This window comes from Thermococcus gammatolerans EJ3 (assembly GCF_000022365.1).
GTDB lineage: Archaea > Methanobacteriota_B > Thermococci > Thermococcales > Thermococcaceae > Thermococcus > Thermococcus gammatolerans.
The window spans coordinates 1,753,777-1,778,270 of sequence record NC_012804.1 but is presented as its reverse complement, the minus strand read 5'-3'; the positions used below and the strand labels follow the sequence as shown (position 1 = coordinate 1,778,270).

Annotated in this window: 25 protein-coding genes, 2 tRNA genes and 1 pseudogene; 16 read left to right on the top strand and 12 right to left on the bottom strand. The window is 52.9% G+C overall.

All coding sequences use genetic code 11. From position 1 onward, the window contains the following. Nucleotides 1-32 precede the first annotated feature (32 nt). From TGAM_RS09355 to TGAM_RS09335, 5 genes are read left to right on the top strand one after another with little or no spacing between them, the layout of a single operon-like run. Nucleotides 33-1,181, top strand: coding sequence for an inositol-3-phosphate synthase (locus tag TGAM_RS09355; protein WP_015859459.1), 1,149 nt, complete (start codon nucleotides 33-35; stop codon nucleotides 1,179-1,181). A gap of 46 nt (nucleotides 1,182-1,227) precedes the next feature. Continuing rightward, a complete protein-coding gene (locus TGAM_RS09350) occupies nucleotides 1,228-1,827 on the top strand; it encodes a DUF4443 domain-containing protein (protein WP_015859458.1) in 600 nt (199 codons plus the stop codon). A gap of 4 nt (nucleotides 1,828-1,831) precedes the next feature. Continuing rightward, nucleotides 1,832-2,467, top strand: a complete 636-nt coding sequence (gene pyrF / locus TGAM_RS09345) for an orotidine-5'-phosphate decarboxylase (protein WP_015859457.1) — start codon at nucleotides 1,832-1,834, stop codon at nucleotides 2,465-2,467. Further along, nucleotides 2,458-2,976 (top strand): RNA-binding protein, encoded by a 519-nt coding sequence (locus TGAM_RS09340; protein WP_015859456.1) that lies wholly within the window; start codon nucleotides 2,458-2,460, stop codon nucleotides 2,974-2,976. The genes pyrF and TGAM_RS09340 overlap by 10 nt, the downstream gene beginning before the upstream one ends. A 1-nt stretch (nucleotide 2,977) precedes the next feature. Continuing rightward, nucleotides 2,978-3,433, top strand: a complete 456-nt coding sequence (locus TGAM_RS09335) for an adenylyltransferase/cytidyltransferase family protein (RefSeq protein WP_015859455.1) — start codon at nucleotides 2,978-2,980, stop codon at nucleotides 3,431-3,433. Here TGAM_RS09335 and TGAM_RS09330 read toward each other — a convergent pair whose 3' ends face one another. The 4 genes from TGAM_RS09330 to TGAM_RS09315 form a co-directional block, all read right to left on the bottom strand. Continuing rightward, nucleotides 3,434-3,766, bottom strand: coding sequence for a hypothetical protein (locus TGAM_RS09330; protein WP_015859454.1), 333 nt, complete (start codon nucleotides 3,764-3,766; stop codon nucleotides 3,434-3,436). Then, nucleotides 3,750-4,523 carry a ParA family protein gene (locus TGAM_RS09325; protein WP_015859453.1) on the bottom strand — a complete coding sequence of 258 codons (774 nt, stop codon included), beginning with the start codon at nucleotides 4,521-4,523 and terminating at the stop codon, nucleotides 3,750-3,752. The genes TGAM_RS09330 and TGAM_RS09325 overlap by 17 nt, the downstream gene beginning before the upstream one ends. 83 nt (nucleotides 4,524-4,606) lie before the next feature. Continuing rightward, the gene (gene ftsZ / locus TGAM_RS09320) at nucleotides 4,607-5,860 is read right to left on the bottom strand and encodes a cell division protein FtsZ (RefSeq protein WP_015859452.1); all 1,254 of its coding nucleotides are present in this window, start codon (nucleotides 5,858-5,860) and stop codon (nucleotides 4,607-4,609) included. 22 nt (nucleotides 5,861-5,882) lie between these two features. Then, on the bottom strand, nucleotides 5,883-6,071 hold the full coding sequence (locus tag TGAM_RS09315) for a ribbon-helix-helix domain-containing protein (protein ID WP_015859451.1): 189 nt from the start codon (nucleotides 6,069-6,071) through the stop codon (nucleotides 5,883-5,885). A gap of 207 nt (nucleotides 6,072-6,278) precedes the next feature. Between TGAM_RS09315 and cgi121 the strand changes: the two genes are divergently transcribed. From cgi121 to TGAM_RS09295, 4 genes are all read left to right on the top strand, one after another. Further along, nucleotides 6,279-6,671: a KEOPS complex subunit Cgi121 gene (gene cgi121, locus TGAM_RS09310; RefSeq protein WP_015859450.1), complete on the top strand. Its 393-nt coding sequence runs from the start codon at nucleotides 6,279-6,281 to the stop codon at nucleotides 6,669-6,671. Nucleotides 6,672-6,734: 63 nt separating this feature from the next. Continuing rightward, a complete protein-coding gene (locus TGAM_RS09305; RefSeq protein WP_015859449.1) occupies nucleotides 6,735-7,913 on the top strand; it encodes a pyridoxal phosphate-dependent aminotransferase in 1,179 nt (392 codons plus the stop codon). A gap of 10 nt (nucleotides 7,914-7,923) precedes the next feature. Continuing rightward, the gene (locus tag TGAM_RS09300) at nucleotides 7,924-8,187 is read left to right on the top strand and encodes a TMEM165/GDT1 family protein (RefSeq protein ID WP_015859448.1); all 264 of its coding nucleotides are present in this window, start codon (nucleotides 7,924-7,926) and stop codon (nucleotides 8,185-8,187) included. Nucleotides 8,188-8,196: 9 nt separating this feature from the next. Further along, the gene (locus TGAM_RS09295; RefSeq protein WP_015859447.1) at nucleotides 8,197-8,541 is read left to right on the top strand and encodes a hypothetical protein; all 345 of its coding nucleotides are present in this window, start codon (nucleotides 8,197-8,199) and stop codon (nucleotides 8,539-8,541) included. 125 nt (nucleotides 8,542-8,666) lie between these two features. Here TGAM_RS09295 and TGAM_RS09290 read toward each other — a convergent pair. Both TGAM_RS09290 and TGAM_RS09285 read right to left on the bottom strand, forming a co-directional pair. Continuing rightward, nucleotides 8,667-8,744: transfer RNA gene (locus TGAM_RS09290), tRNA-Ile, on the bottom strand. A 5-nt stretch (nucleotides 8,745-8,749) separates the two neighbouring features. Beyond that, nucleotides 8,750-8,825 (bottom strand) — tRNA-Asn (locus TGAM_RS09285). 67 nt (nucleotides 8,826-8,892) lie between these two features. On the opposite strand from TGAM_RS09285, the gene TGAM_RS09280 reads away from it, so the two are divergent. The 6 genes from TGAM_RS09280 (at nucleotide 8,893) to TGAM_RS09255 (ending at nucleotide 16,204) form a co-directional block, all read left to right on the top strand. Continuing rightward, the gene (locus TGAM_RS09280; RefSeq protein ID WP_048811326.1) at nucleotides 8,893-9,555 is read left to right on the top strand and encodes a phosphatase PAP2 family protein; all 663 of its coding nucleotides are present in this window, start codon (nucleotides 8,893-8,895) and stop codon (nucleotides 9,553-9,555) included. Nucleotides 9,556-9,586: 31 nt separating this feature from the next. Next, the gene (locus TGAM_RS09275) at nucleotides 9,587-10,663 is read left to right on the top strand and encodes a M24 family metallopeptidase (protein WP_015859445.1); all 1,077 of its coding nucleotides are present in this window, start codon (nucleotides 9,587-9,589) and stop codon (nucleotides 10,661-10,663) included. A 164-nt stretch (nucleotides 10,664-10,827) separates the two neighbouring features. Continuing rightward, on the top strand, nucleotides 10,828-12,009 hold the full coding sequence (locus TGAM_RS09270) for a hypothetical protein (RefSeq protein WP_238516209.1): 1,182 nt from the start codon (nucleotides 10,828-10,830) through the stop codon (nucleotides 12,007-12,009). A gap of 169 nt (nucleotides 12,010-12,178) precedes the next feature. Then, a complete protein-coding gene (gene leuS, locus TGAM_RS09265) occupies nucleotides 12,179-15,079 on the top strand; it encodes a leucine--tRNA ligase (RefSeq protein ID WP_048811325.1) in 2,901 nt (966 codons plus the stop codon). 100 nt (nucleotides 15,080-15,179) lie between these two features. Next, a complete protein-coding gene (locus TGAM_RS09260; protein WP_048811324.1) occupies nucleotides 15,180-15,731 on the top strand; it encodes a hypothetical protein in 552 nt (183 codons plus the stop codon). Between the two features lie 197 nt (nucleotides 15,732-15,928). After that, nucleotides 15,929-16,204: a hypothetical protein gene (locus TGAM_RS09255; protein WP_238516208.1), complete on the top strand. Its 276-nt coding sequence runs from the start codon at nucleotides 15,929-15,931 to the stop codon at nucleotides 16,202-16,204. Nucleotides 16,205-16,215: 11 nt separating this feature from the next. Here TGAM_RS09255 and TGAM_RS09250 read toward each other — a convergent pair whose 3' ends face one another. The 4 genes from TGAM_RS09250 to fni all read right to left on the bottom strand — a co-directional run bounded on the left by TGAM_RS09250 (nucleotide 16,216) and on the right by fni (nucleotide 21,247). Continuing rightward, a complete protein-coding gene (locus TGAM_RS09250) occupies nucleotides 16,216-17,406 on the bottom strand; it encodes a hypothetical protein (RefSeq protein ID WP_015859440.1) in 1,191 nt (396 codons plus the stop codon). 186 nt (nucleotides 17,407-17,592) lie between these two features. After that, complete coding sequence (locus TGAM_RS09245; RefSeq protein ID WP_015859439.1) at nucleotides 17,593-18,624, bottom strand: polyprenyl synthetase family protein; 1,032 nt, start codon at nucleotides 18,622-18,624, stop codon at nucleotides 17,593-17,595. A 69-nt stretch (nucleotides 18,625-18,693) separates the two neighbouring features. Next, complete coding sequence (locus TGAM_RS09240; RefSeq protein WP_048811323.1) at nucleotides 18,694-20,028, bottom strand: RNase J family beta-CASP ribonuclease; 1,335 nt, start codon at nucleotides 20,026-20,028, stop codon at nucleotides 18,694-18,696. Between the two features lie 100 nt (nucleotides 20,029-20,128). Continuing rightward, entirely contained in the window at nucleotides 20,129-21,247 is a 1,119-nt protein-coding gene (gene fni / locus TGAM_RS09235; RefSeq protein ID WP_048811322.1) for a type 2 isopentenyl-diphosphate Delta-isomerase, read from the bottom strand. Nucleotides 21,248-21,317: 70 nt separating this feature from the next. Here fni and TGAM_RS09230 point away from each other — a divergent pair, with 70 nt between their 5' ends. Next, complete coding sequence (locus TGAM_RS09230; RefSeq protein ID WP_015859436.1) at nucleotides 21,318-22,484, top strand: P-loop NTPase family protein; 1,167 nt, start codon at nucleotides 21,318-21,320, stop codon at nucleotides 22,482-22,484. On the opposite strand, the gene TGAM_RS09225 is transcribed toward TGAM_RS09230, so the two are convergent. Continuing rightward, the gene (locus TGAM_RS09225; RefSeq protein ID WP_015859435.1) at nucleotides 22,481-23,068 is read right to left on the bottom strand and encodes a thermonuclease family protein; all 588 of its coding nucleotides are present in this window, start codon (nucleotides 23,066-23,068) and stop codon (nucleotides 22,481-22,483) included. The genes TGAM_RS09230 and TGAM_RS09225 overlap by 4 nt on opposite strands. Nucleotides 23,069-23,159: 91 nt before the next feature. Beyond that, nucleotides 23,160-24,418, bottom strand: a pseudogene (gene gdhA / locus TGAM_RS09220) (glutamate dehydrogenase). Nucleotides 24,419-24,494 lie beyond the last annotated feature (76 nt).

Here is a 24,494-nt window from a genome sequence, read left to right as displayed (position 1 = left end):
ATTTTGGAAACAGCAAAAAGGAGGTGGGTGAAATGGTCAGGGTTGTTATACTCGGCCAGGGATACGTTGCAAGCGTATTCGCGAGCGGTCTTGAGAAGATAAAGGCTGGAAAGATGGAGCCCTACGGCGTCCCGCTGGCGGACGAGCTCCCGATTAAGATTAAGGACATCGAAATCGTTGGTTCCTACGACGTTGACAAGGCCAAGGTCGGAAAGGACCTCTACGAGGTCGTCAAGGCCTATGACCCCGAGGCCCCGGAGAGCCTCAAGGGAATCACCGTCAGGAAGGGAATACACCTTGGAAGCCTCAGGAACCTCCCGCTCGAGGCTACCGGTCTTGACGATGAAATGACCCTCAGCGAGGCCGTTGAGCACCTCGTCAGCGAGTGGAAGGAGCTTAAGCCAGACGTCTTCGTTAACGTCTGCACCACCGAGGCCTTCGTCCCCTTCGAGAAGAAGGAGGAGCTCGAGAAGGCCATTGCCGAGGACAGGAAGGACAGGGTTACGGCCACTCAGGTCTACGTCTATGCCGCCGCCAAGTACGCCAAGGAGGTCGGTGGTGCAGCATTCGTCAACGCGATTCCAACGCTTATAGCCAACGACCCGGCCTTCGTCGAGCTCGCTAAGGAGAGCAACCTCGTTATCTTCGGCGACGACGGTGCCACCGGTGCCACCCCGCTTACCGCCGACGTCCTCGCGCACCTCGCCCAGAGGAACCGCTACGTCCTCGACATCGCTCAGTTCAACATCGGCGGAAACCAGGACTTCCTGGCTCTCACCGACAAGGAGCGCAACAAGAGCAAGGAGTTCACCAAGAGCTCCATCGTCAAGGACCTCCTCGGTTACGACGCCCCGCACTACATCAAGCCGACCGGCTTCCTCGAGCCGCTCGGCGACAAGAAGTTCATCGCCATGCACATCGAGTACGTCTCATTCAACGGCGCCCACGACGAACTCGTCATCACAGGCAGGATAAACGACAGCCCTGCTTTGGCAGGTCTGCTCGTCGACCTCGTCAGGCTCGGAAAGATTGCCGTCGAGAAGAAGGCCTTCGGAACCGTTTATGAGGTCAACGCCTTCTACATGAAGAACCCCGGACCGAAGGAGATGCCCAACATCCCGCGCATCATTGCCCACGAGAAGATGCGCATCTGGGCCGGGCTGAAGCCGAGGTGGCTCTGACGGCAAACTTTTAACCCCCTTTTCCTACTTTTCTCGGTGGGTGAGGATGAGCTGGAAGAGGGGAGCGTATCCTGAGTTCAGCCTTGAGGATATTATAGCCGCGCTGTTCCTTTTGAAAGAACCCGTTGGACGAAAGTTCATGGCCGAGCTGCTCGGTCTTGGGGAGGGAAGCGTGAGAACAATTCTGAGAAAACTTTCATCACTGGGACTTATTCAATCAACGCAGCGGGGACACAGTCTGAGCGAGAGGGGCAGGGAACTTGGGAAGGAGCTGGAGAAACACTTTTCTGAAGTCTGTAGGGTGGGCAAAGTCGAGGGCTTTCCCGCCTACGCCATCATCGTGAAGAATCCTCCGGAGTTTAAAAGCATTGAACTCAGGGACGAGGCAATAAGGTTCTTCGCCAAGGGCGCCATGATACTCGTCGTTAAAAACGGAGAGGTTGTCTTCCCTGAGGACGGTCGTCCTCTAAGGGAGACTATGCCTGAGCTTGCAGAAAGACTCTCGGCTCTCAAGCCGGAAGAGGGGGACATGGTCGTCGTCACGTGGGCTGAGAATCCAGCCGATGCGATGAAAAGCGCCTATCACGTTGCCCTCTTTCTCAAGGAGGATCTAATCCCAGAACAGCTCAAGGGACTCGTGAGGTGACGGGATGAGCAGTTTAATTCTTGCTCTGGACGTCTACGAGCGCGAGAGAGCCCTTGAGATAGCCCGCGAGACAGCTGATTACCTCTGGGCGATTAAGGTGAACTGGCCCCTCCTCATCGGTTCTGGGCTGGGCATAATCCCAGAACTCAAAGAAGAGACAGGCCTTCCGGTTATAGCCGACCTCAAGCTCGCCGACATTCCCAACACCAACAGACTGATAGCTTCCAAAGTCTTCGAGGCTGGCTCAGACTACATCATAGCGCACGGCTTCGTCGGGAGCGACAGCGTTAGGGCGGTTATGGAGCTTGGGAAGACGATAATCGTCGTCGAGATGAGCCATCCGGGGGCAAGAGAGTTCATTCAACCTGTGACTGACGGCCTGATAGAGTTAGCCAACCAGCTTGAGCCCTTCGGTGTTATAGCCCCGGCAACAAGGCCGGAGCGCGTGAGTTACATCCGCTCAAAGCTGAAGCCGGGGATTAAGGTAATAACCCCCGGCGTCGGTGCTCAGGGTGGAAAGGTGGGCGAGGTTTTAAAGGCGGGTGCGGACTACATCATTGTGGGTCGTTCGATTTACGCGAGCGATAACCCGAGGGAAAGCGCGAGACGAATTTACGAGGAGGTGAAAGCGTGGAGCTGAAGGTCAAGCACCCCCTCAGCAAGAAGGAGGTAAAGGCCATAATCCGCGAGATGGCCGAGATTTTTGGCGAGGAGATAGCCGGGAAGATGCTGAGCAAGAAGGACCGCGTTGAAGTCGCTGAATTCGACAAGACCACAGAAATCCTCCTTGTCAACGGAAAGCCCTTCTTCATACGGAGAAGGGGCCTGATCTTCCCGCTCGTCATAGCGCTCTACGAGCTCTCCAACGAAGAGGATTTGAGGAAGTGGCCGAGACGCGTTGTGGTTGATGAGGGGGCGGTTCCCTACATCATCAACGGCGCCGACGTCATGGCCGCGGGCATAGTTGATGCCGATGAGAACATCAAGGAGGGCGACTTCGTCTTCGTCGTTGAAGAGCAGTACGGAAGGCCCCTCGCCATCGGAATAGCCCTGATGGGCGGCAGGGCGATGAAGGAGAAGCCCAAGGGCAAGGCAGTGAAGAACATCCACCACGCCAAGGATAAAATCTGGAACGTCACGGTGGGATGAGATGAGTGGGCCATCAAAGGGCAGGAAAATCCGCGTTCTTGTCGGTGGCGTCTTTGACATCCTCCACGTCGGTCACGTTCACTTTTTGAAGCAGGCTAAAGAGCTTGGCGACGAGCTGGTAGTCATAGTTGCCCACGATGAGACTGTTAGGAGGAACAAGCGGAGGAATCCAATAAACCCCGCTGAGGACAGGGCCGAGCTTTTGAGGGCGATAAGATACGTAGACGAGGTTTACATCGGCTCCCCGGGCGGGATAGACTTTGAGCTCGTCAGGCGCATAAACCCAGACGTGATAGCCATTGGCCCCGATCAGAACTTCAACTGCGAGAAGCTCAAGGAGGAGCTGAAGAGGCACGGGATAGAGGCGGAGGTGATAAGGGTTCCTTACCTCTACAAAAGCGACAGGGCAAAGACCACCAAAATAATAAGGAGAATAGTCGAAGAGTTCTGCGAGTGATTAAAGCCGGAACTTCTCCATGTACTCCCTGAGAAAGTCAGGATCCTCCCTTCTAACGGCGCTCATGAGCTCTTCGAATTTCTTCTCTCCGAGGGCGAGGCGGAGGTAGTAGTAGAGGTTGACGGCATCTTCAACTATTATGCTCTGTCTCCTGCCTTCCTCCCCGTAGAGCTCTATCAGCTTCCGATTTATGTCAAGGCTTATGTAGAGGGTTTTCTGCTTTTTCTGGGATTTGAGATCTGACCTCTCCTTCTGTTTTTTAGGCTTGGAAGGTTTTGTCAGGTCATCAACCGAACCGGAAAACAGTTTGGGAATTTTACTCTCCCTCGGCAATTGAAATCACCTCTTCGGTCAGCTTCTCAAAGGCCCGGGCGGCACGCCCGTCTGGTTCGTAATCAAATATGCTAAGGCCCTCCCCTTGGGCTTTCTCGAGGGCTATCGCTTTGGGGATCGTTGTGAGGATTGGCGCGTCGGGATAGGCTTCCTTGAGTTCCTTGAGCCTCATTTGGGGCACCTTGGTCTGGCGGGTAAACTTGTTGGGCACTAGACCCATTAGCGTTAGGTTTTCGTTCGTTTCCTCCCTTATCATTGCCATGAGGTTGAACATGAGCTGCATCCCAATGACGCCAAAGTAGCTGAGCTCGAGGGGAATGAGAACGTAGTCAGAGGCTGTGAGGGAGTTCACGAGAAAGATGCCCATGCTCGGAGGATTGTCTATTAGAACATAGTCGTAGTCGGGTAGAACCGGCGCTATCGCCTTTACAAGCCGTCTTTCGCGGTTGTAGGCGTTAATTATCTCGATTTCCTTGGCCGAGAGGTTGAGGTGGCTCGGTATGAGATGCAGGTTTGGAGTCACTTCGACTATCGCATCTTCAACGCTGCTCTCCCGGCTCATCAGGGTTCCAACGTTGTTGTTCCCGTACTTGAGGACGTCCATGCCGATAAGGCCGAAAGTGAGGTTGAACTGTGGATCAACGTCGATGAGAAGAACCCTTTTACCGGCCCTTGCGAGGCCGTAGCCGAGGTTCATGGTGAGGGTCGTCTTTCCAACTCCTCCCTTCTGGTTGGCCACACTGATTACAACGGCCATACTACCACCCGCTCTCTAAGTTTAACCGGTCAGGTTTGGAATTCAAAAGATAAAAACCTTATGCAATTAAATAAAAGAATTGATCAAAACTCGTCGATGCCGGAGAGTATCTTTTCAATGATCTTCTTGCGCTCGTCATCGATCTTGGCAGAGGGCTTCTCTTTGCCCGCGATTATGGCGTAGAGGTCTTTCGAGGACTTCGATTTCTCCGCGAAGGGGAACGGCTCAGGCTCGGGGATTACAACTGAGTCCGACTTTGCTATTAATGCAGTCTCACCACCCAGTATGTGTGGGCTTTCAACGCCGGTCATTATTACCATTGCCCTGACCACTTTACCCATGTCCTCATCGACGCGGGCACCCCACTTGATCTCGGACTTGGCTCCGAGGTTGTTGTACACAACTTCCATCGCCTCGTTGATCTCACCGAGGTTCACGTCAGGACCGACGGTAAAGTGGACAAGTGCTTTGTTACCGCTACCGAACTTGACATCGAGCATCTTGTTCTCGAGGGCAGCCTTGACGGCCTCAACGGCCCTCTTCTTAGAGTCGCTCTCCCCTATACCTATGAGTGCAGCCCCACCGTCCTTCATAACGCTGTAAACGTCGGCGAAATCAATGTTCACCATGGACGGAAGCTTTATCGTTTCGGTTATCCCTTTGACCATTCTGGCTATTATCTCATCGGCGAAGCGGAAGGCTGCGCTTATCGGCAGGTTGGGGACGAGTTTAAGGAGCTTGTCGTTCTCGATGATTATCACAGTGTCCGAGTACTGGAGGAGAGCCTTAATCCCGGCGCGGGCCTTTTCGAGGCGAACCGTTCCCTCGGTCTTGAAGGGAAACGTTACAACGCTTACAACCAAGGGCTCACGGAAGCGCCCGCTGTTCCTAGCGTGTTCCTTTATTACCTTTGCCACGACAGGGGCAGCACCGGTACCGGTTCCGTTACCCATCCCAGCCGTTATGAAGACGAGATCCACGTCGCCAACTGTCTTTGCTATCTCGTGGGCGCTTGCTTCGGCGGCTTTGTATCCTATCCTTGGGTCTCCGCCGGAACCCTTTCCGTGAGTTATCTCCCTTCCAAGAAGGAGCTTTTTATGGGCCTTCACCCTCGCCAAATGCTGGGCGTCGGTGTTCATGGCTATAAGCTCGGCCCCCTCAACTCCGAGCTCATAGAGTCTGGTTATAGTGTTGTTACCTGAACCACCAACACCAACGATGGCTATTTTGATGAAGTCGTCAAAATCCTCGCCAAAAAAGTCCGCTTTTTTCTCCACTTCCTTGCCCTCATCAAGGTCCAGTTTTATTCCGGCCTGCTCCAGGAGCTTAAACACCATATTCCTTACCCCCTCTCCGGAGTTATTTGATTATATATTCAGGAACCTCGTCCCCTTGTAGCTCGGTGCTCATTTCTTTTTTGAGGAACTCCCTGAGTGCGGCTCTGATAACCTCGCTTCTGTTGGGGTAAACACCGCGTCTGACGAGCTGGTCCATGGCGTTAACAAAACTCTGGGGCACTTGAACGCTTATGATGCGCATCTTTGTCATACGCTGTACCACCCATGGCAGTGGGTCGCTACTTTAGTTAGTGCTTTAAGTAGTTAAATACTTTGCGCCTTGTTAATAATATTGACATATTAAAAATCACGAAAAAATTTAGAAAAAATTTAGAAATACAATAAATATTTTGGATACCCTCAGCTGGAGGCGACAACCGTTATAAGTGGAGCCCCGTATGGATGGCGGGGGAGGACAATGGGGGGTTTCGAGGTAATAGCAGTGAAAGTGAGGGAGGCTGAAAAGATCGTCCCCAAGATTGGAGGAGACGTGCAGATCGTTAGCGCTCCCTGCTATGAGGCCGTTGTGCACGCTGCTGTACTGGCTTTGAGAGCTTTTCAAAGGGGAACGAACCGTGCAAAGACCCTTGGGGGAGAGTTGTTGCTCAGGCTCTCGGGAAGGCTCCAGATAAAGGACGCGATCAAAGAGAATGGAATAAAGGAGGGCCTCAACTACTTGGTCATATTTGATGGAGGGGATCCCGAATTAAAACTCAAGGAGCTGGGATTGAGAAAGGCAAACCCAGTTCACTGCGATCCAGAGAAGCTGAAACCCCTGATGGAGAAATCCGCCTTGGTGGAAGCGCTCTGAAACAAAACCCCTTAAACTTTATAAGGAGCCCGTTTCGACTTCGAATGCCGGGGTGATATCTCCATGAAATACAAGAAAAGAAAATACTTCCTGGCTGGCAGGATCAATCTCATACAGAGATCGAAGATCAGGGAGCTCTTCGAAAAGGCAAGAAAGATGGAAAACGTTATCTCACTCGGAATCGGCGAGCCCGATTTTGACACACCCGAAGTCATAAAGGAGGCCGCCAAAAGAGCTCTCGATGAGGGTTATACCCACTATACTCCCAACGCAGGTATCCCAGAGTTCAGGGAGGCCATAGCCGAGTATTATCGCGAGTTTTACAAGATAGACGTCGATGTTGATAGTATTCTAGTCACCGCCGGCGCCTACGAAGCGACATATCTTGCCTTCGAATCCCTTCTCGAGGAGGGCGACGATGTCATAATTCCAGATCCCGCTTTCGTTTGCTACGTTGAGGACGCAAAGATATCGGAGGCTGGGATAATCCGTATTCCCCTGCGTGAGGAGAACCGCTTTAGAATCGACCCCGACGAGCTCGTTGAACTGATAACCAAGCGCACAAGAATGATAGTCATAAACTACCCAAACAACCCAACTGGTGCGACCCTCGATAAGGAGACTGCAAAGGCCATAGCTCAAATAGCGGAGGATTACAACATCTATATCCTCAGCGACGAACCCTATGAGCACTTTCTCTATGAGGGGGCGCGGCACTATCCGATGATAAAGTATGCCCCGGACAACACAATACTTGCGAACAGCTTTTCCAAGACGTTCGCTATGACTGGATGGAGACTGGGCTTCGCCATAGCTCCCCCACAGGTCATTAAGGATATGATAAAGCTTCATGCGTACATTATTGGAAACGTTACCTCATTTATCCAGATCGCGGGCATAACAGCCCTGAGGGACAAGAGGAGCTGGGAAGCAGTCGAAAACATGAGAAAGATATACGCCGAGAGAAGGAAACTGACTCTTCGCTACCTGAACGAAATGCCGCACATTGAGCCCTTCAGGCCAAAGGGAGCCTTTTATGTGTGGGCAAAGATAGATCCCGAGCTTGATATGAGCAGCGAGGACTTTGCCGAGTGGCTCCTTGAGAACGCGGGCGTCGTGGTAATCCCGGGAACAGCATTTGGAAAACACGGCGAGGGATGGATCAGGATAAGCTACGCAACGAAAAAAGAACAGCTGATCGAGGCTATGGAGAGAATGAGAAGGGCCCTTGAAAAGCTGTGAGGTGAGCCCTTTGGATCCTCTAATTTACATTTCCGTGATGGTATTTCTGGCGGAGCTCGGAGATAAAACCCAGCTGGCAACTATGGCCTTTGCAACCAAGTACGGGTGGAGGAAGGCATTTGCCGGGGCGATAATAGGGCTGGCACTGATCAATTTCCTCGGAGCCGTTGTGGGTGAGAAGCTGGGTGAACTCCTGCCTCAGGAGGTAATACACAAGGGGGCGGGGGCATTTTTCATCTTAGTAGGCATTCTAATGATGGCTGGGAAACTGTGAGGTGATACCATGAAGCTCCTCCCCCGGCCAAAAACGGCCGTCATGATGTCTTTTTCTCTTATGGCCCTCTACTTCGTTGGAATAGGGGTTCTCTCAATGGAGTATCCCCTGCAGTTGGTCGGGGCTGTTTTCGTTGGTGGGATCCACGCCCTCCTCGGGTGGGGGATTTACAGCGGGAAGGAATGGAGCATAGGGTTGGGAAAGTATTTATCCTTTGTCGATCTCATTTTCTCGATACTCTGGATGATGCTCGGTGTTCTGCCCCAAGGTGCTGCTCTTTTCTTCCTCTCTGCTCTCGTTCTTGTTCTCCTGAGTGATTCGGAGGTTGAAGGGGAGATTCTCGGCAGGGTTTAATCTCGGGGTTTAATCTCAATAGTGAAAATAGTGAAACAAGCCAATTAAGAGCAACCAAAACCAAGGATAGCTGTTTTAAAGGCTATGCCATTTTGATCAAATTTCTCATCGAGAAAAGTTTGTACTGGTGGGCCCGGGGGGCTTTGAACCCCCGACCACGCGGTTATGAGCCGCGCGCTCTGACCAGGCTGAGCTACGGGCCCACTGATGGCGCCGCCGCCCGGATTCGAACCGGGGACCGCCGGATTAACAGTCCGGCGCTCTACCAACTAAGCTACGGCGGCTCGACCCAATGTAGGGAACATTGGGTGAATTTATAAATCTTGCGGTCTCTTCACAGCTGTGAAAAACATGTTCGGGAAGGAAACTTTCCTCAACAAAAAGGGCACCCCGAGACTCAGGGCGATGTTCCTCATCATTCTTGCTTACGCCTACTGGAATCTCTACAGTTTGATCTATCCGGCGCTTGGCCGCTGGAGCGTCAACTACACTGATCTGTTGCTGAAGCTTCCCGGAACTTCTCACGACTTCGTCCTCAAGCTGCTTCTCTGGACTGAGTCCCACGGAGCACTTTATCTCCTGATGGACACCTTATACAGGATGGGTTTCACTGGGATCATGCTTGGAACGGCCCTCTACCTTCTCATCCGTGACCCTGGGGAAGCGGAAAAACTCGGGAAGGGCTACCTTCTGGCGTTTCTGATCATGAGTGTTATATTCGTTATAGCACACGTCTATCCGCCCCACCTTGTTTATACTGACTTGCCTAGGGAGTACCCACCTCCGGGATGGCAAGCGAGGCCAGAGTTCGTTCTCCCATCTCCCCACTGCACTATCGATACCTTGAGCTTCTTGGCACTCGTGAGGAGAAAGGATAAACTCTCTATGCTGCTGGCTTTAATTCCTGTGTTGACTCCAGTTTCCACAGTTCTTCTGGCTGAGCACTGGGTTTGGGACGCGCTCACAGGGATAATCCTCGGTTACATCGTGCACAGGCTCGCGGAACGTTTTTAATTCCAGGCGGCTACCCCCTCCGGTGATGACTTTGAGACTTGAGAGATTCATCTTAGAAATGGAAAATGCCGGGTTCGATGGGGCAATAGTAAGCCCGGGGGCGAACTTTTACTATCTGACTGGCTTCAACCTTCACGAAACTGGTGAGAGACCGACACTCCTCGTCATCAGTTCGGACGGTGCCTACCACCTCCTCGCCCCGGCCATGTACAGGAACCAGATCTCGAACTTCCCAGTCACTTTCTGGAGTGATGGGGAAAACCCATATCACAAGCTTTCGTGGATATTCGGCGAGCTGAAACTTTCTGGCGGCAGGTTGCTCGTTGAAAACACCATGAGGGCAGACTGGTTGATAAACATTCTCAAGCTGGGGAACGGCCGCTTTGAGCTACATCCGCTGAGTCAGGTCATTAGGGAGCTCAGAATGAGGAAGGATGAGAAGGAAATCAAACTAATGGAGCACGCCGCAAAGGTCGTGGACAGGGTTTTCGATGAGCTCTTAACTTGGGACCTACTCGGGATAAGTGAGAGGGAGCTTGCCTTAAAGATCGAGCTGAGGATAAGGGAGCTGTCGGACGGGATTTCCTTCGAACCAATAGTGGCGAGCGGTGAGAATGCCGCAAATCCTCACCATGAGCCGGGGGAGAGGAAGCTGAGAAAAGGCGATATGGTGATACTCGACTACGGGGCCAGATGGAGGGGTTACTGCTCTGACATAACGAGAACGATAGCCATCGGCAAACCCAATGAAAGGCTCGTCGAGATATACGAGACCGTTAGGGAAGCCCAGGAAAAGGCGTTCCGAACCGTCAGGGAGGGAGTAATGGCAAGGGAAGTTGACTCTGCGGCGAGAGAAGCGATCAGCAAAGCTGGTTACGGTGAATACTTTCCCCACAGAACCGGTCATGGACTTGGCCTTGAGGTGCACGAGGAGCCGTACATAGGCCCTGATGGCGACGTTGTGCTCGGAGAGGGTATGACTTTTACGATCGAACCGGGCATCTACGTTCCAGGGCTGGGAGGCGTTAGAATAGAGGATGACGTGGCCGTTGTGGACGGCAGGGGCCGGAGGTTGACCAGATCCGACAGGGAGCTTATCCTTCTTTGATTCCGTCTTATCCGTTTCTTAAAGTTCCTATTTTCAAGATCGCCAGGATATTCCTCTCAAAACTAGAAAATCCCTCTCACGGGTCTTTAATGTTTTGGAACCCTCGTTTCAAACGTTCTCCACCGGGTTCCTAAAATAGGAGTTCAACGCAGTTCTCAACGGTGATGCCCATGAGACGGTGGACGGCCCTCCTCCTCTCGGTGGTGTTGGTACTGTCTATAGTGCCCTTAGGGCTTGGCTCGGCAAGCACCACCTCCCCTACCCCAGCGATAACAGAACAGAGCCCAACGAACACAACGCCAGAAGAGGAGCTGGCCCATAGGATAGTTTCGATAGTTGAGCGCCTCCACAACATGACGTCCGTGTTGGAGAACATGAGCCTGCCCGAAAACGCAAACATAATGGAGAGGTACCGGCTCGCCGAGGAATACCGGGTAAGAATGGAGGAAGCTTACAGGAGTGGGGACTACCCCGAAGCAGTTACGGAAGGAATATTGGCGATGCACCAGTATAAGATTGTTCTCCGGAGCATGAGGCAGTTCAGGGAGCGGGTCAGGGTTTCAGTTGAGCGCGTAGAGGATTACCTCAGGAACGCGAGGAGGATAATAATCAAGTGTGATCAGGCAGGAATGAACACCACTCCCGCTTGGGAGCTTTTCAACGAGACCAGGGAGGCATACAAACTCGTGATGCTGGATCTTAAGGAGAGGAATTTTACAAAGGCCGAGGAAGATCTCAAAGCGGCAAAGGATCTCAGGATGAAACTTGACGAAGAGCTTAAACAGCTCAGGGAAGGTCTGGCCTACACGAACGCCGAAAAGATAGTAAACGGGTTCCTGAAGAGGGGCCAGAAGGCCATTACCTTCATGGAAAACGTACTCGCCCACATCAACGGCACTGCCCACAACGTGACACTACTCCAGGAAAGGCTATCAAACTTCGAGGAGCTCTACGACAGAGTCAAGGAGATGAGCGAGGCAGGCAACTACACTGGGGCAGTGACACTCCTGTTCGAGGAGAGGAAGACCATCAGGGAGTTTCAAATTACCGTTAAACATGTCCTAAAGAAAGCCAGGGAGAAGAAAATCAAGGAAAAGCTCAAAGATCTCAGGGCGTTTGGGAAGGAAATTCGGGAGCGGCTCAAAGAGGCAACCAAGGGCCTGGAAAAACTCAAGCGTAAAGGCATCAATACAAGAGGAGCTGAGATCAAGCTAAAGGCGGCAGCTCAGGAATTCAGAGCTGGTTTTGAATTGGCCAAGAGAAGAGACCCAAGCGCAAAGGTTCACATAGAGCTCGGCCTCAAGCTGCTCCACGAGGTTGAGGATTTCATAGTCAGGAACCTCTGATTTTCTCTTTTTTCTCCAAAAACCTTAAATACCCAAAGCCGTTACTCGCACCGATGCCGATGAGGGGGGAGTGTCTTCTCCGCTGGAATCACATCGGTGTCTGATTTTACCGATAACCCCCCTATTCTGGACTCCCGCTCTTTTGGAAAAACCTTGAGGAGGTTTGGACATGAAAGTAGACTTCAAGGCCATTGAGGAGAAGTGGCAGAAGCGCTGGCTTGAGGAGAGGGTTTTCGAGCCCGACAGGAAGGCGAAGCCCAAGGAGAAGAAGTTCTACATCACCGTCGCCTTCCCGTACCTTTCAGGCCACCTCCACGTCGGCCACGCGAGAACCTACACGATTCCCGACGTCATAGCGCGCTTTAAGCGCATGCAGGGCTACAACGTGCTGTTTCCAATGGCCTGGCACATCACAGGGGCTCCGATAGTGGGCATAGCAGAGCGCATAAAGAACCGCGACCCCAAAACCATACACATCTACCGCGACGTCTACAAGGTGCCCGAGGATATTCTCTGGAAGTTCGAGGACCCGAAGGAAATCGTCAAGTACTTCATGAAGGCCGCGAAGGAGACGTTCATCAGGGCAGGTTTTTCAGTTGACTGGACGCGCGAGTTCCACACTACCAGTCTCTTCCCGCCCTTCAGCAAGTTCGTGGAGTGGCAGTTCTGGACGCTCAAGGACATGGGGCTAGTCGTTAAGGGTGCCCACCGCGTCCGCTGGGACCCGGTAGTAGGAACTCCCCTCGGCGACCACGACATAATGGAAGGCGAAGACGTCCAGATTCTTGAGTACGTCATCATCAAGTTCATCTTAGAAGAGAACGGCGAGAAAATCTACCTTCCGGCGGCGACGCTCAGACCGGAGACCGTCTATGGAGTAACCAACATGTGGCTCAACCCCAACGCTACCTACGTCAAGGCAAAGGTCAAGCGCGGGAATAGGGAAGAGACCTGGATAATCAGCAAAGAAGCGGCCTACAAGCTCTCCTTCCAGGACAGAGAGATAGAGGTCATCGAGGAGTTCAAGGGCGAGAAGCTCATAGGAAAATACGTGAAGAACCCAGTAACGGGCGACGAGGTCATTATCCTGCCCGCGGAGTTCGTTGACCCGGACAACGCGACGGGAGTAGTCATGAGCGTTCCAGCGCATGCTCCCTTTGACCACATAGCCCTCGAAGACCTGAAGAAGGAAACCGAACTGCTCCTCAAGTTCGACATAGACCCGCGCGTCTTAGAGGACATCACCTACATCTCGCTGATAGAGCTTGAGGGCTACGGCGAGTTCCCGGCAGTTGAGGAAGCAGAGAGGCTTGGCGTGAAGAGCCAGAGGGACAGGGAAAAGCTCGAAGAGGCCACCAAGAACATCTACAAGGCAGAGTACCACAAGGGAATCTTCAAGGTTGAGCCCTACAAAGGCAAGCCCGTCCAGGAGGTCAAAGAGCTCATAGCCAAGGAGCTCCAGGAGAAGGGAATAGCGGAGATAATGTACGAGTTCGCGGAGAAGCCCGTTATCTCGCGCTTCGGCAACCAGGCCGTCATCAAGATAATCCACGACCAGTGGTTCATAGACTATGGTAACCCCGAGTGGAAGGAGAAGGCGAGGGAAGCGCTCGCCAGAATGACGATTTATCCCGAGAGCAGGCGCGCGCAGTTCGAGGCTGTAATAGACTGGCTCGACAAGAAGGCCTGCGCGAGGAAGGTCGGCCTTGGAACGCCCCTGCCCTGGGACCCGGAGTGGGTCATCGAGAGCCTGAGCGACTCGACAATCTACATGGCCTACTACACGATAAGCAGGCACATAAATAAGCTCCGCGAGGAGGGCAGACTCGACCCCGAGAAGCTCACGAGGGAGTTCTTCGACTACATCTTCCGTGAGGACTTCAGCGAGGAGAAGGAGAAAGAGCTTGCCGAGAAGACTGGGATTCCAGCCGAGATAATCCACGAGATGAAGGAGGAGTTCGAGTACTGGTATCCGCTCGACTGGCGCTGTTCAGCCAAAGACCTCATCCCGAACCACCTGACGTTCTTCATCTTCAACCACGTGGCGATATTCAGGCGCGAACACTGGCCCAAGGGCATAGCTGTGAACGGCTTTGGAACGCTCGAGGGTCAGAAGATGAGCAAGAGCAAGGGCAACGTGCTGAACTTCATAGATGCAATCGAGGAGAACGGGGCGGATGTTGTGAGGCTCTACATAATGGGCCTTGCTGAGCACGACAGCGACTTCGACTGGCGCAGGAAGGAGGTCGGAAAGCTCCGCAGGCAGGTCGAGCGCTTCTACGAGCTGATAAGTGAGTTCTCAAGCTATGAAGCCAAAGAGGGCGTCGAGCTCAAAGCCATTGACCGCTGGATGCTCCACAGGCTCAACAAGGCCATCGAGGGAACCACCAAGGCCCTTGAGGAGTTCAGGACGAGGACCGCCGTCCAGTGGGCGTTCTACACCGTTCTCAACGACCTGCGCTGGTACATGCGCAGAACCGAGGGCAGGAACGACGAGGCAAAGCGCTTCGTCCTTAGAAAGCTCGCCGACGTCTGGGTCAGGCTCATGGCGCCCTTCACGCCACACATCAGCGAGGAGCTCTGGGAGAAGCTGGGCGGAGAGAGCTTCGTGAGCCTGGCGAAGTGGCCAGAGCCAGTCCCCGAGTGGTGGGACGAGACTGTTGAAGCGGAGGAAGAGTTCGTCAAGGCCTTCATCGAGGACGTCAAGGAGATAATCCGCGTTGCTAAGATAGAGAAGGCGGAGAGGGTCTACGTTTATACAGCCCCTGAGTGGAAGTGGAAGGTCGTTGAGGTCGTTGCCGAGAAGAGGGATTTCAAGTCGGCGATGGCAGAGCTGATGAAGGACCCGGAGATGAGGGAGCACGGCAAGGAGATAAGCAAGCTGATACAGCGCCTTATAAAGGAGAGGGCCTTCGAGGTCAAGCGCATAGACGAAGAGAAGGCGCTGAGGGAAGCCAAGGACTTCATAGAGAAGGAGCTCGGCGTCGAGCTGATAATCAACCCCGAAGAAGATAAGGGAGGAAAGAAGAGGCAGGCGATGCCGCTGAAGCCTGCTGTGTTTGTGGAGTGAGAGCTAGTTAAATCTTCTCTTACCTTTTTCACAACTCTTTCTTGTAACTCCATAACATGCCAACGAAAAGGTTATAAAAATTTTCACTCAATGTGTGTTTATGGATGAAAGGGTACCTAGCCAGGAGATACTTCTAAAAGAATGGGACGTCACTTCTAGGGAGATGCTAGCTAACATAGACTGGCAATGGGAAACGATAAGAATGTACTTAACGGTTATGGGGTTCTTGTTAATAGCATACAACTACTTAGTTTATCAATTCTCAATTCCATACCTCCAGCATGACTCAGGAAATGCCGTTCTGCCCAAGATGATTATAGTATTTGTTTCTCTTTTAATACCAATTCTAAGCATCCCTATAACTTACTACACTGTCCATATATTCGAATATCGTTACAGAAGGTTCTTAGATAAAGCGTATACGATGAACAGGCTTAGAGTAAGATTGGGTCTCAGTAACGAGGATTTAAAGTTATATCCTCCCCGGTACTACGATGGACTGAAAAAAGACCATTGTGAATTCGTAGAGGGAATAATCAAGCGTAGAGATCCACCAACATTCTATGGACAAGGTCGCAAGTTCATTTTTGTTCTCGAGGGAATATTCCTCTTAGAAGCAATTGTAGTAGCAATATTGCTGTGGTGGATATAAATACCGCAAAATACAAAGTTTTCAAATCTACCATTAATTTTTCCCCAACTTATAAGACCTTTTCTCCGAAAACACCTTAAATAGAAGGCCTTTTTTGGTGTTTTCCATGCCCGTTAGCGAGGAAACTTTCAAAAAAGACGTCCTTTCAAAAATCCCGCGCCGGAACGAACCACCCTTACCTTCTGATGGGCTCCACGTTGAAATGCTCGAACGCTTCCGCGTCCGACCTTCATTACCCGACGATTGAGAAGCTCAAGGCGCTCGTTGAGCGGGCCGGTGGTAGAATAATCAGGAGCGGGACCTTCGAGCCTAAGTTGCCACACTACCTCGCATATATTCCTCGCGAGTACGTGGCACGGATAGAGGACGAGGAAAAGCGCGCCGAGCTTTTGAGGAAGTGGGATGAAGTCTACGAAAAGTGGAAGATAGGGGCAGAGCATCCCCCAGTGGGATGGCTGAGTGCAAAGCGCTGAGCTTGCTGAGCTCAAGGTTCGTTTATGAACCATGGGTACATCTCAACCGTAAACTCAATTGGCGGAGCCTCGACGTCATGCCTCGTTATGTAGGTTCCGCTGAAGGGGGAATCGATGACTGCCCCATAGTGGAAGAGGGCCTCTGCCTTGAGTTTCAATTTCGCCAAGTGGAACGTAACTCCCGGATCAACGTGAACCACAACCGCGGGATGGGCAATGAATATCTTCCCCCATGCCGGATGGCTGAATATAAATCCTCTCTCCTCAAGATCGTAGAAGTTGAAATGCACCTCCGAGTTTGGATCCACATCGTCGGTGTACCATTTGAAGCTCAGGGCCGTGGAGTGGCTCTCGGTAAAGCCTGCCTGGGCGTTTGGCAGGGGCCTCCCAGTGCTATCAACCCCAAAGCCAACGTTCAGACCCCAAGTAACAGTGGAGTGAGATGTTGAGCCGCTACCCTCTGGCCTGAAACTTCCGACTCCAATGAACGCATCCTTCGAGTTGAGCACCTTTACGCTCTCTGTAACATTCTTCACCGCAACCTTAAGATTTCCAGATGCTTTCGTGGGGACCTTACCCTCATGGCTCAGGTAGGCGTAGTAAACGTACTGCCCGCTGGTTCCATAGGTCACCCAAAACTCGGCCCCGAACTCGTTGTAAACGGTGGCTTTTTCCTCGGTCCATATGCTCGTTGTTACTCTTATCTCCCTAGATGTCCTTATCGACCTGACGGCACCTATGTACTTCCAGTTCCTCCCGGGTTCGTCAGCGAGGGATCCCTTAACCTCAAGGGGGATGTTCTCAAAGGCGCTGAGCTCTGTGTAAAAGGCCCTCTTGAGAAGGTCAGCGGGGCACTCCCCTACCCGTCCGAAGTAGTACAGCGGCGCATACGCTCCTGAGGGCAGGGGGCGCAGTGCTATCCCAACAAAAGTAACGTTCTGAAACTCGTTGAGGTTCAGCCGGAGGGTTAGCTTGCCCCAATACTGGTTCAGAAAGCTCTTGGCCTGGGCTATGCTAGAGGAACCGGTGAATGTTTTTACTACGATTCCTCCCCCTATCCTAGGAGGAGTTGGACTGGGCTTTTCCTTGTGCGGTGGAAGTGACGGAGCTGGTTTAGAATCGGGGGAACTCAGCGCACCAGCGTGGCCTAATCCTATTATCAACAACCCCAAAGAGATTGCAATTAAAAACTTCCAGTTCATAGGCTCACCCCCAATATTGTTTTACGTTGAACCACTGGTTTAAGTGTTTATAAATTTTTCTTATACATAGTAACCACAGTAAACCAGCGAAGAGAAACCGGGACTTGATCGTATCCCACTACCCGAGAAGAAGCTGAAGGGCACTCTCACTCGTCCATTAACTCCAGTACAAAAATAAGGACAAGATCAGAACTCCCTCTCAACTAAGAACTCAGCCAGAAGCTCCAAATCTCTCCTAGCCTCGCTCTCAGGGAGAACCTTTAACGCCTCATTGGCTTCCTTCACGAGGTCCTTGGCGTACTGAGCGGCGTAGTCGATGCTGCCGTACTTCTTCAGAAGCTCGATGGCTCTCTCGACTTCTTCCTTTACCCTCTCGTCGTGAATGAGCGCGTCGCCCTTGGCGTCTCCTGCATATTTGCCGAAGACTTTGAGGAATTCGGCCTTATCATCCTCGCTTGCGTTCTGGAAGAAGTGGCTGACTATGAGCGTCTTCTTGCCCTTCCTTATGTCGCTCCCGACGGGCTTTCCGAGCTTCTTCTCGTCGGCTATTAAATCGAGCACGTCGTCCCATATCTGGAAGGCGATTCCCACGTTCCTTCCCCACTTCGAGAGGGCTTGGATGTACTCCTCATTGTCAGTCCCGACGATTGCACCTATCGTTGCCGAGCCGTCGAAGAGCGCCCCTGTCTTTCCGCTAATCATCTTGAGGTACTCGTCAACCGTTACCTCGTCCCTCGTCTCAAACTCTATGTCCAAAGCCTGACCCTCGCAGAGCTCATTGGAGGTCTTCACGAGAACCTCAAGGATTCTCGCCTTCTTATCTGGGTCTACTTTGGCCTTAGCTACCGCCTCGAAGGCCTTTGAGAACAGTAAGTCGCCAGCCAAGATGGCCATGTTAATTCCCCAAACCTTGTGGACGGTTGGCCTTCCCCTGCGAAGTTCGTCCATATCCATTATGTCGTCGTGAACCAGCGAATAGTTGTGGATGAACTCGACGGCGGCCGCTGGGTATAGGGCTTTCTCTGGGTCGCCACCGACGGCCTCCGTTGCCCGCAGAACGACGAAGGGGCGAACCCTCTTGCCACCGGCGAGGGGATAGTGCCTGGCGGCATCGTAAAGGGTCTTTGGTTCTTTTTCGGGAACGAGTTCGAGGATAATTTTATCGACATCCCCTGCTAGTTTTCTGATCCGCGTGAAGAGTTCATTGTAGTCAGTCATGTTACCACCCCACCTGAATCTAAAGCTGAAGGGAAAAAGGACGAAAACCTTTATCAGTTTTTTGGCCTTTCATTCAATCTCGACGGTGTAGCCGTTCCTCGAAACGAAGACGTCCCTGCCAATGAGGTAGCCCTCCTCTTCGGCCAGCTCCGCGTACTGTGTGAGCATCTGAAACTCGCCGTGGGCAGGAACGATGTTCTCCGGGTTAAGCATCCTTATGAGGTAGCGGTGATCCTCCCTGCTCGCGTGGCCTGAAACGTGCATGTCCTTGATCATTCTCACGCCCTTCATCCGGAGTTTGGTTTCGAGGATGTAACGCTGGGCCCTGTTGAGGGGATTCGGTATCGTTCCGGCCGAAAACACTACCGTGTCGCGCTTTCCAATGTCGTAGAGCTCTCCGTTTGCCATCCGCGTTAGCACAGCTCCCGGTTCGCCCTGATGGCCGGTGACGATGAGTAGGTAGTTCTCCCTCGCCTGCGAGACCTCTGCGAGAACCTTCTTTATTGCAGTGGGGCTCCTGAGAACCCTGGATCCCTTCATCTTTATAAGTCCGAGCTGCTTCGCTATCCCTGTGTACTTGGCCAGGGAGCGACCTATGAAGACGGCCTGCCTGCCCATCCTGTTGGCTATCCAGATTAGCTCCTGAAGTCGGGCGATGTGACTTGCGAAAGTCGTCGCTATGAGCCCATCAGCTTCCATCCCCTCGTAGAGGAAGAAGTCCTCAAGGAGCATCTGTGCAACTGCCTCGCTTGGAGTCTTCGTCGGCTCTCCAACGCGAGTTGATTCAGGTATGAGGACTTTAACGCCCTCTTTGCCAAGTTCTTTAAGGCGCTTGTAGTCGGGTCTCTCACCCAGGGGGTTGTTGTTATCGAACTTGAAGTCGCCGGTGTGGACGACGGCACCGTCCGGCGTGTGAACGACCACCATAGCCGCCTGAGGGATTGAATGAGTTGAGCGGACGAACTCTATCGCGAGGTTCTCGCTTACCTGCACTATTTCACCGAATTCCGTCTCGTACATGGGATTTTTTACGTCGAAATACTTCTCGCTCTTAACTTCGCTCTTGGCAAGCTTTATCGTGTAGGGGGTTCCGTAAACGGGAACGTCAGGGTAGTGGGGCGCTATCTTCCCTATCGCCCCGATGTGATCCAAGTGTCCGTGAGTTAAGGCTATGGCAACGACGCGCTTGTTCCGTATAATAGAATCGTCGGGAATCGCCCCAAGCCTCTGGAGCTCTTTGGTGGGGAACTCCTGGATGTTAACGTCCTCATGGATGAGAACGCGGTCGAGTCTTATTCCAACGTCGATTATAACGATCTCTTCCTTTTTGCCATCGGAGTAGCCGACGGCGGTCATATTTTTACCTACTTCCTCGTAGCCGCTGATGGTATAAATCCGTATCATGTTTCCGCCTCCCGTCCCCGAGCCTCTCATGAGGCACGGGGCTGCGTTGTTCTCAGTTGCGGGCAGGGGTTTAAAAAGGTGTGCATTGGAGAAGGAAAAATCACCTGCTCCTTAGATACTCCCTCAAATCAATTCTTTGCTCCAGCCACTCCCTCGTGAAGCCTGTTATGACAAGAGGAACCCTCCTCAGCTCCTCGACGTTTTTGGCACCGACGAGGAACATGGCATTCCTTATCTCCTCGATGTAGCGCCTCAGTATCTTAATGACGCCCTCAACATCGCCCTTTACTGCAGGCTTTAGAAGGGGTAAAGCAACACCAGCGAAGGTCGCGCCCATCGCAAGAGCTTTGGCCATCGTTATCCCGTCGCGCATTCCACCCGTTGCTATAATCGGCAGCTCGGTCGAATATCTAACCTCAGCGACGCTTATGGCGGTCTTAATCCCCCAGTCCCAGAAGCGGAGCGCTAGGTTCCTGCCCATCTCGTCCTTCGCACGGTAGTATTCGACGGCACTCCAGCTAGTCCCACCGAGGCCGCCCACGTCTATCGCATCAATTCCGATGCTCTCAAGCCTGACCGCGACCTCCTTGGAAACCCCCGCTCCGGTCTCCTTCGCTATTATCGGATAGGGAAACTCTGCCTTGAGCTCCGCCAGGGCCTTCAGAACGCCCCTGTACTGAGTGTCACCCTCGGGCTGGACGCTCTCCTGCAGGGGATTCATGTGTATGGCCAAAGCGTCCGCCTGAATCGTTTCAACGGCCTTCAATGCCTCTTCTATGCCGTAGCGCTCCGGGATAGTTTCGGAGAACTGCGGTGCCCCAAGGTTGCCGACGAGGAATACGTCGGGCGCAACGTCGCGGACGTAGTAGCTCTCCCAGGTTTCCGGCTTCCTTATCATTGCCCTCTGACTGCCGACGCCCATCGGTATGTTGAGCTCCTGCGCGGCTTTAGCTAAGGTCTTGTTTATCCTTCCGGCCAGCTGGGAGCCCTTGGTCCCGCCGGTCATTCCCGCTATAAAAATCGGATAGTCGAACTTTCTCCCAAGGAATTCGACGCTTAAGTCAATTTCATCCTTGTCAATCTCGGGCAGGCTCATGTGGACGAAGTGCACATCCTCAAAACCGTTGCTCACGTGGGCCTGAACGTTCCGCTTCAGGCAGTGCTCTATGTGCTCGAACTTCCGGATGATGGTGAGCTCTTCTCTATCGGCCTGTTCCACAACCACCACCGATGAAGAAAGGGGGGAAACGTTAATAGGTTTTCGGGAATAGGGTTCTGGGGGTGAAATCGTGGAGGGGGAGGTAATACTCCTAACCGGCCCGCCACTAAACGGGCGCGATGAATACCTCAGTGAGGCCCTTGAAAAGGCCAGCGGGGAGAGCTACGCCTATTACCACGTCTTTGAATACCTGCGTGAGGTCGGAAAGGAACGCGGGGTGAAGATAACCCGGAAGAACGTCCTCGACTTCGCGATAAACCATCAGGATCTTATGAACGAGATTCGCGATGAGGCCTTCGAGAGGATACGGAAGGAGATAGACGGAAGCGATAGGAAGTTCCATCTCGTATCAACGCCGAGCCTCTTCCGGTGGGGAAGCGGGAGCGTCATAGGCTTCACCCTCAGCAACCTCAAGCTCCTCAAACCTGACCGGGTGATAATAGTCCTCGACGACGTGCTCTCGGTCAGGAGGAGGATAATCAACGACCCTGAGTGGTTCGAGCGCTTCGGCAACGATCCCGACAACATAAAGCTTACAACCCTCGTCATGTGGCGCGAAGACGCGATAAACCACGTGAAGACCCTCGTCCACGAGCTCAAGAAGGAGGGGGTAAACGTTCGCTACGTTCTACAGTTCGGCATAAGGCATCCCCCTGAGGTCTTCCTTGACTTAATCTTCCGGGAGAAGGAGAAGCCACTCGTTTACCTCAGCTACCCGATGACCGGTCATGAGGAGGAGTACTACCACCGCGTCAGGGGATTCTACGACAAGCTGAGCGAGCACTTCACGGTTCTCGACCCCGGGGCTCTCGACGACTGGTGGGTCGTCGCTGAATACGACAACCAAGTCGCCAAGAACCCGGACGTGAGGAGGATCAGGATAAAGCACCTCCTCGACGGGAACGAGGTCGATGAACTGGAGAGGGAAGACATAGAGCAGGCGACTGAAATACTTAGGAGACAGCTCGTCGAGAGAGATTTCAACCTCGTCGATGTCAGCAGGGCGATAGCTGTCTATCACTACGCAGAGGGCGTTTCGGCGGGCGTTATAAGCGAGATGGCAGAAGCTTACAGGACGCTTGCGGCGATATACCTTTACTACCCTTTCAAGAGGCGTCCGAGCCCGTTCATGGAGTTCTACGGCATGCAGAACCCATCGAGAAGAACGATGTTCAGGGACGAGGACGAGATGATAAGGGCGATGGTGGATGAGAAGGACTACTGGGCGAAGGTCTAACCGCAGGCTCCCCAGAGCCCCAACCCCTTCTTCATAGCCTCCTTTTGATACTCCAGGTACGCCTCCTTTTTCTCAAAGGTCCCCTCAACGTAGACCCGCGCATAGCCCTCTTTCACGAGTTCGGCAGTGAAATCGGTGCCGTTCGTGAGATAGATGTATGCCAAGAGCCTCCCGTAGTAGCCCCTCCTCGGGGAGATCGGATCGAAAACAAGATAGACCTGCTTATGCTCGATTATCTCTTTCGTGAACTGCTCGGCCTTTAAACCCCATATCGTTAGACATCTAAGATCCGTTATGTGGTCGTACTCGTTGGGCCTGTTTCTGTCCTCTTCCGTCTCAGGGGTATCCACTCCAAGGAACCTCACTTTTTCTTCTGTGCCGTTTGGAAAGCGAACCCAGGCGGTATCCCCATCGACGACACGGGTGACGTAGACCAAAACTTTTTGGGAATCGTTCCCCAAATATACGTGGGTCTGCGGTTGACTCCGATCCAGTGTACTGTGGGAAAATGTGTAAGCCCCCGCAAGTATGAGAAACGAGATTAGAACGACCGAGATATAGATCCCAAGTGACCTTTGCTCCATGTGATCACCAGCCGATCGTTTGAGAAGAGAAACTCCCAATTTAAACTTTGCTATGGACACTTCGCTCAAGGAATTAAAAAGGGAGAAGAGATCACTTCTTGACCCATCCGCGGTCGAGCATGGCCTGGTAGACCCTCTGGACGGCGACGACGTAGGCACCGTCGCGCATGTGGATGTTCTTCTCCTTGGCGGTGTTGTAGACCTCCCAGAAGGCCTTGGTCATCTTCTTGTCGAGCTTCTCTCTGACCTCCTCCTCGGTCCAGTAGTAGCCGTTGATGTTCTGGACCCACTCGAAGTAGCTGACGGTGACACCACCGGCGTTACAGAGGAAGTCCGGAATCTGGAGGATGCCCTTCTCGCGGAGTATGTCGTCGGCCTCCGGGGTGACCGGACCGTTGGCAACCTCGGCGACAATCTTGGCCTTGATGTTGTCGGCGTTCTTCTCGGTGATGACCTCCTCGATTGCTGCAGGAGCGAGGACGTCAACCTCGAGCTCGAGGAGCTCCTCGTTGGTGATGTTGGTCGCGCCTGGGAAGTCCTTAACGCTACCGTGCTCCCTCTTCCACTTGAGGACCTCGTCCGGATCGAGGCCGTCCGGGTTGTAGATGCCACCCTTGCTGTCGCTTACAGCCACGACCTTCATGCCGAGCTGCTCCTTGGCGAGCTTGGCGGTGTAGAAACCGGCGTTACCGTAACCCTGAACGGCGATGGTCTTACCCTTGAGGTCAATGCCAAGGGCCTTAGCGGCCTCTCTGATGGTGAATATGGCACCCTGTGCGGTAGCTGTTCCCCTGCCGAGTGAACCTCCAATGCTGAGCGGCTTTCCGGTGATGACACCGAAGCCGGGCCCTTCCTTCTCATTATGGTCTCGTACTCGTCCATCATCCAGCCCATTATCTTGGGGTTGGTGTAGACGTCGGGAGCGGGAATGTCAGTCCACGGGCCAATGACATCGTAAATGGCCCTTATGTAAGCGCGGGCGAGCCTCTCCTTTTCTCTCTCGCTGAGCTTCTTTGGGTCAACGATGATGCCACCCTTACCTCCACCGTACGGAAGGTCAACGACTGCAACCTTCCAAGTCATCCAAGTGGCGAGAGCCTTAACGGTGCTGAGGGTCTCCTCGGGGTGCCAGCGAATGCCACCCTTAGTGGGACCGCGGGCCCAGTTGTGCTGAACGCGGAAACCGGTGAAAACCTTAACAGAACCGTCGTCCATCTCGATGGGGACGCTAACCTCAACAATCCTCATGGGCCTCTTGAGCCACTCGAGGGCCTCCTCACTTATGTCCATGTACTGGGCAGCCCTCTCGAGCTGCTTAACGGCCATCTCAAACGGGTCAATCTCGACCATCCATACCACCTCTGTTTCTCGGTAATTTGCGATAGGCTCTTAGGCATTTGCGTATATAAACCTTTCGAAAAAAGGC